A 1,055-nucleotide genomic window follows, 5' to 3' on the forward strand; every position below is an offset into this window, starting at 1 on the left:
CTTCATCTTGCTGCGCGTAGTCGTCCACCAGCTCGCGATAAAATTCGTTGTTTAAGTCCGCAAGCGGCGCAATCGCTTCAAGCGAGCAAGGCGCCTCAAGCGCGGCAAGAGCGGTTAAAATTTCTTCAAATTTAACGATGTCGTCCGCGACCTTGATCGGCTCCCAAGAGCCAGCGCCGTGATAGGCAAAATACACGGGCGAAGCGTCCCCCAGGGCAAAATCCACGAAAAACGGATCGTCCATGCCGTTACGCGCGATGACCCGCCAGCTCTTGCGCCACTGCCCGGGTGCGTCGTCTGCAAGCTCCTCGCCCGTTTTGCGGCTAGCGAGCCTATACCCCTCCTGAAAACTCTCAAACTCGCCCTCGTCGGGGTAGAGAGAAGGCAGTAAAATGCACTCTGAAACGATACGTTTGCGGATAAAATTTCGGATCAAATTCGGGATTTGCACGGCTCGACCTTTGGGCTAAATTTGAGCAAATTTTAGCAGAGTTTTTAATACGCGCAAAATTTGCGTTCAAATTTGACGGATTACAAAATTTGAACGCAAAAAGACAAGCGGAAGTATTTTAAGATGGATTTGAATGTTGCGACGAAAATTTCGTCCCAAGACTAGGCAATTAGCCTGTCGCAGGGCGAAATTTTCTAGCTCATTCAAAGACGCTTAAAAGACGACGCGCTACAAAGATTGTAGGATTTTCGGTTTACCAAACGCCTGTATCGGCTTAATCTCCCCCTTAAATTTCTCAATCTGCGCTAGAACGGTGTGAGCCGAGTTGCTTTGTGCGAGACTTGACGTGCCCTTATCAAACGTAAGCACATTTACGCAGCCGTGCTGGCAGAGGCTCTTCTCGCCCCAAACCTCGGGATCGTACCACGCACCCTCGCAGATCGCTGCGACGCGCTCAGGCACGATGTCGGTAACGAGCACGCCTGCCAAAATTTCGCCGCGGTCGTTGAAAACTCGCACGATGTCGCCGTTCGCAAGTCCGCGAGCTTCGGCGTCTTTTGGATTTATCAGCACCGGCTCTCTGCCGCTAACCTCGGCGAAATTT

The 1,055-nt window shown here is 51.6% G+C and carries 1 protein-coding gene and 1 pseudogene; both read right to left on the bottom strand.

What is annotated here, in order from left to right:
• Positions 1-451: pseudogene (locus tag Q0614_RS02355) on the bottom strand (hypothetical protein); the annotation flags it as partial.
• A 228-nt stretch (positions 452-679) separates the two neighbouring features.
• Positions 680-1,055: molybdopterin dinucleotide binding domain-containing protein (locus tag Q0614_RS02360; protein ID WP_298786280.1), on the bottom strand; the 376-nt coding region annotated here is incomplete at its 5' end.

The organism is uncultured Campylobacter sp., from assembly GCF_937997595.1.
GTDB lineage: Bacteria > Campylobacterota > Campylobacteria > Campylobacterales > Campylobacteraceae > Campylobacter_B.